Here is a 7,350-nt window from a genome sequence, read left to right as displayed (position 1 = left end):
GGATCTTTCCGGGTGGCGGGCGTGAGCCAGATGAGGATGCCGAGGCGTGTGTGCGCCGCGAGGTTCATGAAGAGACGGGGCTCACGGTCACCGTAGAGCGGCTGCTTTGGGCGACGCCCGACATTCCTGAGGGTGGCTACACATGGCTGCACACCTATCTCTGTCGCGTCGTCGCGGGCGATGCGCAGTGCGGGATTGATCCTGATGATGCCCACGATGGGCTGGCAACGATTCGTGACGTGGCCTGGTTCGATCTGCGCGATCCCGCGCAGTGGAACCCGGAACTTGCCGCAGCAAAGGCCACGCATCCGCTGATGCACCAACTGCGGTCGCTGTTGGGGTATGCATCATAACGCACATTGCGTGATGGCAGCGATGTGTTCTGGTATGCGTACCAGCAAGGATTATCACAATGAGCAACTAGTTTGAGGAACACCCCAACTGGCCACATCGAGCACTGCAGATCTGGCTTATTCTGATCGGCACCGCGTATAATCGACAAATCTTGTTGATTGGTACAGTCTCATGCCGCCCTCGCCAGAAGCTTTAGGGAAGCGGATGTTGTTGATTGCCCCGTTGCTTTGCCACCCTAAGCGAAGGTTCGTAGAAACGTTTCAGTTTGCACCGTAGTGTAGTGCCGCTGTGGAGCACAGGCAGGCCGGGTCATAGGTTGCATGATTGCCGCGTAGCACGTATCATTGGGGTGTAGGCGGCAAGATCGCCGTCTACTTCATGTTGGGCGTCACATTGCGAGAGCAAGCGATGCTCGTTATGTTATTATATAGTGACTGGATATACGATCGGCTCGAATGTTCTATAATTATCTAGGCAGGGGATACTTATGTATGACATTCAACGGTATTTTTACGAACTCAAGTTCTTATCAGAGTATCTAAAAAAGAGATCAACCGAATTTCAGTCGTTTTTTGAGGAAATAATGGAAAAGGCATACCCCGGTGACTTTCAAAGAGTTCGACCTTGGGGGAATATCGGTGATCGAAAAAATGATGGTTATCTTAAATCAAGGAGATGTCTATATCAGGTTTATGCACCAAACGAGATGAGAATCGCAAAAGCATTAGAAAAAATAGAGGAAGATTTCAAAGGTGCATTACTTTACTGGGAGGCACATTTTGATATTTGGGTATTTGTACATAATTCGTATCATGGACTTGCTCCTGACATTCTTAATAAATTGCTCATCTTAGAGGAAAAATATAGCCCCATAAAAATTGAGCCTTGTGGCTTTGAAGAGTTACGCCGCGAGGTTTTTCGCATGAATATAGACACCTTATCATCACTGTTAGGGCCAGCACCTTCTGCAAAGGATATGTTAAGTATTGGCATTGAAGATTTACGTCCTGTTATTGCGAATATTGCCGGGCACAAACCAGATTTAGTGCAAAAAATACAACCTGTACCACCGGGTAAAATTGAAGCAAATGGTCTCTCAAACTCTGTGGAAGAACTGCTAAAATTTGGAATGCGCAAAGCACCACTTGTTCAACGATTTTTCGATAGATGGCATGATCCAACTTTTGGGGCATCCATTGCACAATCTTTTCAGGATGAATACAATAGATTGAAAGAGCAAAGGCTTACTCCTGATGAAATTTTCTGCGAACTACAACGGTTTGCTGGAGGTGATCTTGTTCCTGATCCAGCAACTCAAAGCTCAGTATTAGCCGTAATTGCTTACCTTTTTGAACGATGTCACATTTATGAAGCATCAAGAGTATTGACAGAAGAATGATACTACCGTCAAAACAGATTAATCCGACTAAAGCACTTATTGCGGTAGGTGGAGAAGTTCTACGCATGCTAGACGAGCCAAAGACGGTTTCAAGGCTATGGACAGAGTTAAAGCGATCCTATACTGTAAAATACGGGAACACGATAATAACCTATGATTGGTTTGTTTTATCCTTGGATTTGCTATATACTATGAATGCAATAGAACTTATCGACGGAAGAATTCGGAGAGTCAAACAGTGATACACCGAATTTACAGTGATATGCCAACATTCAAAAGCCTGTCTTTTAAGCCAGGTCTTAACATCTTGTTGGCTGAAAAATCGCCTGGGGCTTCAGAAAGACAAACACGTAATGGTGCAGGAAAGACGAGTCTTATCGAGATCATACATTTTCTCATGGGAGCGGATCGCCATGCACTGTTTAAATCAGACCTGTTTAAAGAATATTATTTTGGTATGGATATTGACATCCGAGGAAATAAGCTTAGTGTAGAAAGATCTGCTCAAAAATCCAGTGATGTCAGAGTACGTGGTGACCTGTCTAGTTCCGGATTAGACGTTAACGATCAAAAATCCTTCGGCGAAAGTTCATTAGGGATTGTCATTTCGAATAACTATTGGAAAGACTTTTTGGGTCAAGCTTTTTTTAATCTCGATCCTATGGTAGATGAGCAAAAATTTGGGCCTAATTTTAGGATGCTTTTCGCATATTTTGTAAGGAGACAAATGTCAAATGCATTTATCAGCCCGTATAAGCAGTCCGATATGCAACAAATTTGGGATCAGCAAGTAGCGATATCTTATCTTTTGGGTCTTGACTGGACAATACCTCGTGATTGGCAATTAGTGCGTGAGCAAGAAAAGGGGCTAAAAGAGCTTCGTAAGGCTGCTGATGGAGGAACTTTAAGCGAGGTTATTGGAACAACTGCTGAATTACGTACCCAAATGGTCATTGCAGAAGATAAAGCTCGCCGATTACGGGAACAACTTAACTCTTTTCAAGTGCTTCCTCAATATCGAGAGATTGAGATAGAAGCTTCGCGTATAGGCAGGCAGATTGGGTCGTTGTCTGATGATAATGCTATCGATAATGCGCTAATTGAAGAACTTGAGCTATCTTTGCGCAATGAACTTGATCCGTCTTATGAAGATCTTGCACAGCTATACGAGGAAATTGGGGTTGTACTTCCTGAGATCGTATCACGACGGTTCGATGAAGTTCGTATATTTCACGATTCGATTGTTCGTAATCGCAGAACTTATCTTGAGGGTGAGATTGCAGCTTCACGACAGCGTATTGAAGATAGAAGAAGAACACAAGAGACACTGAGTGTACGACAAATGGAACTCATGTCACTACTTCGTTCATATGGGGCGCTAGAACAATTTGCCCAGTTACAAACGGAATATGCCCGAACTGAAAGTGAAGCCGAGGGTATCCGAAAGCGTTATGCTGCTGCGGAACAGTTAGAGGGAAAAAAAACACAACTCGGCATAGAACGAACCCAGTTATTACGTCGTCTTCAGCAAGATTATAGTGAACAGCGCGAAGCTTTGCAACGTGCAATTCTTGCATTTGAACAAATTTCTAATGCACTTTATGAACAAGCTGGAAGTTTGACAATAGTAAAATCTATAAATGGACCTTTATTTGATATTATAATGCCCGCATCAAAAAGCAAGGGTATTAGTAATATGCAAATTTTCTGCTTTGATATGATGCTGATGCGTTTATGTAGTGAAAGAGGGATTGGGCTAGGTTTTTTAGTCCATGATAGCCACCTATTTGACGGTGTAGATGAGCGACAGATTGCAAAAGCATTGGAAGTAGGAAATGCAATCACTCAAGAAATTGGAATACAATATATTGTAACAATGAATTCAGACACATTACCACGTACCTTGGTGAGAGAGTTCGATCTAGATAAGTATATACTTCCTACAATGTTAACTGATGCGACAACCACAGGCGGTTTATTCGGTATACGATTCGACTAAAGCAGCCCAACCCCGCCTCGCAGCCGCCCCCCCTAGCGCGGGCGCGACTTGGGCCGCAAACTGCGGCGTTCTCGCGCAATCCTCACGCGCAGTGACTCAGCCTCGTTCAACCCGATCATTCTACCGCTCGACGCCGAACATCCGCAGTTTGCTGGTGCCCGTCGTGCCATGCGCGAGTCCCGATCCAGACGCCTGTCAGCGAGTCGGCTATATGGTCACGTTCGGCGGCATTGAGACGCCATGTCCGGCTTTCAGCTATCGGCTATCGGATTTGGTATGATACACTATACGTATTCGTTCGATTAGCTGGCGTTGTATGGAGGTGCGACCATGACACAAACAAACAGCGCAACCATTGACGCTCTCGCACGTGTGGCCGAACATGGGAAAGCTGAATTGATTGATGGGGTAGTTGTTGAAATCTCGCCGACAGGTTTTCTTCCGAATTATGTCGCGGGCGAAATTTATTCCAGCTTGCGCGAGTATGCCCGACGTACAAGGAGCGGATACGCAATCGGGGACAATGCTGGCTTTGTTGTTCATTTACCACACCGCCAATCCTTCAGCCCAGATGCTGCATTCTATACGGGCCTGCCCACAGGCATGCGCTTTCTTGAAGGTGCGCCTGTTTTCGCGGTGGAAGTACGAAGTGAAAACGACTACGGGAAACAAGCAGAACGTGAGCTTGCCGAGAAACGTGCAGATTATTTCGCAACTGGCACGCTCGTTATATGGGATGTTGATGTGCTAAGTGATGACATTGTCCGTGTTTATCGGGCAGATGCGCCGGAAATACCAACCATTTACCGTCGTGGCGATAGCGCGGAGGCAGAGCCTGCCGTTCCTGGCTGGTCGTTAGCAGTTGATGACTTGTTTCCCTATTATCCGACAAGTACGCAGCAATAGAAGACCTCGCCCGGCCCCACGTTACCACAAGTGAGCTTGAGGCTGGCTATGTGGCGATGGCCGCCGATGAGTCCCGCGAAGCCGCAGCGTTGGAGTGGAGCGAAGGAACAGAAGGAGGCACCCATGGCTGGGATCAAATTTGAACAAGTCTGGAAGCGCTTTGCTGAAGTCACTGTACTCAAAGATCTCAATATTGATATTGGTGACGGCGAATTTCTTGTGCTGGTCGGACCTTCGGGCTGCGGTAAGTCTACTGCGTTGCGCTGCCTCGCTGGCCTTGAAGAGATTAGCGAAGGTAACATCTGGATTGGTGACCGCGTTGTGAATGATGTGCCGCCTAAAGACCGCGATATTGCGATGGTCTTCCAGAGCTACGCGCTCTACCCCCACATGAGTGTCTACGACAATATGGCCTTTGGGCTTAAATTACGCAAGGTGGCGCGCCAAGAGATCGAGCAGCGGGTCAAAGAGGCTGCCGAGATGCTCTCGATTGGCCATCTGCTCGACCGAAAGCCCAAAGCTCTCTCTGGTGGCCAACGGCAGCGTGTCGCCCTTGGGCGTGCAATTGTCCGCGATCCCTCCGTCTTCCTTATGGACGAACCGCTCTCCAATCTCGATGCGAAACTGCGTGTTCAGACCCGCGCCGAGATTAGTAAGTTGCACCAGCGTCTCAAGACCACCTTTATCTATGTGACCCACGACCAAACCGAGGCGCTAACCATGGGTACGCGCATTGCGGTGATGCGCGACGGCATCTTGCAGCAGCTCGATACGCCCCAGAATCTCTACGATCAGCCGCAGAATATGTTTGTCGCTGGTTTTATTGGGAGCCCCGCGATGAATTTCTTCGAGGCTAAACTTGAGCAGGCCAACGGTGGATTGGCCGTCGTGGTAGGCAACGAGTTTGTCGTGCCTGTGCCCAAAAGCAAAGCCACGAAGATCGGTAGCCATATTGGTAAAAGTGTCAGCTTCGGCATTCGGCCCGAAGACATCCATGATGCCGACTATATTCCGCGTGGCGTAGACGAGAATGCGCGGCTCACCACCATGGTCAATGTGATCGAACCGATGGGTTCGGAAGTCTACGCCTACATCGAAAGCAGCGGCAAAGAGTTCATCGGGCGGCTCGATCCGCGCACCAGTGCGCGCACTGGCCAGCATGTTGAGATTGTTCTCAACATGGACAAGATGCACCTCTTCGACCGTGAGACGGAGAAGGCTCTGGTGTAGCAGTGGATTGGGGGGGTATACCATTGTAGATTGCAGATTGTAGATTGCAGATTGCCGAACATGGCGTTCCAATGGGCTTTAGCGTTGTTGATCATGCGGCATGTTCTAAGGGTAAGCGGCGAGGCTCTCGCCGCTTCGCCTTACCCATCCTCCACCCGATACAGCATCCATGCTATGCTATAAAGGTTAACCTCAATCATAGCTTTAAGGATGTACGTTCATGCACAATTCTGGTTCGCTGATGGAACATGGCTCTCAGCCCCCTATGCGCCTCTTGCCCTTTGGTGTGGGCGCACTGCTCTTTACGCTCTTCTTTCTGCTCGGTAACAATGTTGGTGGTGAGTTGGGCAGTTTTATGATGGCCAGCACCAATGTGATGCCCTTTGCCATCCTCGCCATCCTCGCCTATCTGGCTGGCAAAAGTCCCGATTGGGCTTGGTTTGCAACCGGCTTTTGGCTAGTTGTGATGATCGCTGGGCTTGCGCTGATTACGCTGGGCTTGAGTATCGCCGCGTTGACTGAGGGGGCGCTGCTTGACCCGCAGACGCCGCCGCAGTTTGTGCCCGGTGGGCTACTCAGTATGGCGCTGATTGGTTTGGGCATCCTTGTGAGCTGTACGCTTGGTCTGCTGCTGCTGATTACGCCGCTACGCGAAGCCTTGGCCCGTATGCTACCCTTTGATCCGAGTTCGTTTGTGCATACGACGGCGCTCATCGCGGTGCTTGTGATCAGCCTGATCTGCTTCATGCCGTTGCTGGTCCTCGGTTCACCGCCCCTGCTGCAACTCGTGGATGTATTGGTTGATGGAGACGCAGACGAAGGACTGCAACTGCGTGAAACAGTCTACGGCCTGATTTGGACCATTCCAGCGGCATTGTTGGCAGTAGGCTATGGCATTCGCCGCAATCTCACCAACGCGCTCCTACGTTTAGGGCTGGTCAAGCCGAGCATGCGCCAAGTCGGGGGCGGCGTGGCGCTTGCCCTGCTGCTGGTACTTGTGGTGCAACTGCTAGGCGCTGGCCTTGATTGGCTTTGGGAATTGTTGGGCTGGCCAGTGACCGACACCGAAGCCTTTACGGAGTTGCTGGCCTATGCCATGAACCCACTTGGTGCCGTTGTCATCGGGGTTAGCGCCGGTCTTGGCGAGGAACTTGCGGTGCGTGGTGTGCTGCAACCACGCATGGGCATTCTGCTCTCTAACCTCTTCTTCGTCAGCCTCCACGCGCTTCAGTATAACTGGGATGCCCTGCTGATTGTCTTTGTGGTTGGCCTTGTATGTGGAGTGGTACGCAAATATAGCAATACGAGTACTGCCGCAATTGTCCATGGGGTCTACAATTTTACACTGATTATGTTGAGTATAGGCTTGGAGGGCTAGGGTTAGCAGATTGTAGATTGGAGATTGGAGATTGGAGATTGGAGATTGGAGATTGGAGATTGGAGATTGGAGATTGGAGATTGG

At 49.0% G+C, this 7,350-nt stretch carries 7 protein-coding genes; all 7 read left to right on the top strand.

Annotation, left to right across the window (positions count from 1 at the left end):
* Positions 1–353, top strand: a 353-nt coding sequence (locus CJ255_RS20405; protein ID WP_165774852.1) for an NUDIX domain-containing protein, incomplete at its 5' end; no start/stop codon positions are given.
* 488 nt (positions 354–841) lie between these two features.
* The gene (locus tag CJ255_RS23055) at positions 842–1,753 is read left to right on the top strand and encodes an ABC-three component system protein (RefSeq protein ID WP_124682031.1); all 912 of its coding nucleotides are present in this window, start codon (positions 842–844) and stop codon (positions 1,751–1,753) included.
* Positions 1,750–1,995 (top strand): ABC-three component system middle component 6, encoded by a 246-nt coding sequence (locus tag CJ255_RS25005; protein WP_097645922.1) that lies wholly within the window; start codon positions 1,750–1,752, stop codon positions 1,993–1,995. The genes CJ255_RS23055 and CJ255_RS25005 overlap by 4 nt, the downstream gene beginning before the upstream one ends.
* A 20-nt stretch (positions 1,996–2,015) precedes the next feature.
* Complete coding sequence (locus CJ255_RS20395; protein ID WP_217352506.1) at positions 2,016–3,752, top strand: ABC-three component system protein; 1,737 nt, start codon at positions 2,016–2,018, stop codon at positions 3,750–3,752.
* A 330-nt stretch (positions 3,753–4,082) separates the two neighbouring features.
* A complete protein-coding gene (locus tag CJ255_RS20390) occupies positions 4,083–4,658 on the top strand; it encodes a Uma2 family endonuclease (RefSeq protein ID WP_097645920.1) in 576 nt (191 codons plus the stop codon).
* 123 nt (positions 4,659–4,781) lie between these two features.
* Positions 4,782–5,888 (top strand): ABC transporter ATP-binding protein, encoded by a 1,107-nt coding sequence (locus CJ255_RS20385; RefSeq protein ID WP_097645919.1) that lies wholly within the window; start codon positions 4,782–4,784, stop codon positions 5,886–5,888.
* A 220-nt stretch (positions 5,889–6,108) separates the two neighbouring features.
* Positions 6,109–7,266 (top strand): CPBP family intramembrane glutamic endopeptidase, encoded by a 1,158-nt coding sequence (locus tag CJ255_RS20380; protein ID WP_097645918.1) that lies wholly within the window; start codon positions 6,109–6,111, stop codon positions 7,264–7,266.
* Positions 7,267–7,350: the final 84 nt, after the last annotated feature.

The sequence above is a fragment of the Candidatus Viridilinea mediisalina genome (assembly GCF_002532535.1).
GTDB classification, from domain to species: Bacteria; Chloroflexota; Chloroflexia; order Chloroflexales; family Chloroflexaceae; genus Viridilinea; species Viridilinea mediisalina.
This window is presented reverse-complemented; position numbering and strand designations above follow the sequence as displayed.

Excerpts from the sequence above, each read along its gene's own strand:
- CJ255_RS20380 (WP_097645918.1), top strand. The coding sequence starts at position 6,109 with ATGCACAATTCTGGTTCGCTGATGGAACATGGCTCTCAGCCCCCTATG.
- CJ255_RS20390 (WP_097645920.1), top strand. The coding sequence starts at position 4,083 with ATGACACAAACAAACAGCGCAACCATTGACGCTCTCGCACGTGTGGCC.
- CJ255_RS23055 (WP_124682031.1), top strand. The coding sequence starts at position 842 with ATGTATGACATTCAACGGTATTTTTACGAACTCAAGTTCTTATCAGAG.
- CJ255_RS20385 (WP_097645919.1), top strand. The coding sequence starts at position 4,782 with ATGGCTGGGATCAAATTTGAACAAGTCTGGAAGCGCTTTGCTGAAGTC.
- CJ255_RS20395 (WP_217352506.1), top strand. The coding sequence starts at position 2,016 with ATGCCAACATTCAAAAGCCTGTCTTTTAAGCCAGGTCTTAACATCTTG.
- CJ255_RS25005 (WP_097645922.1), top strand. The coding sequence starts at position 1,750 with ATGATACTACCGTCAAAACAGATTAATCCGACTAAAGCACTTATTGCG.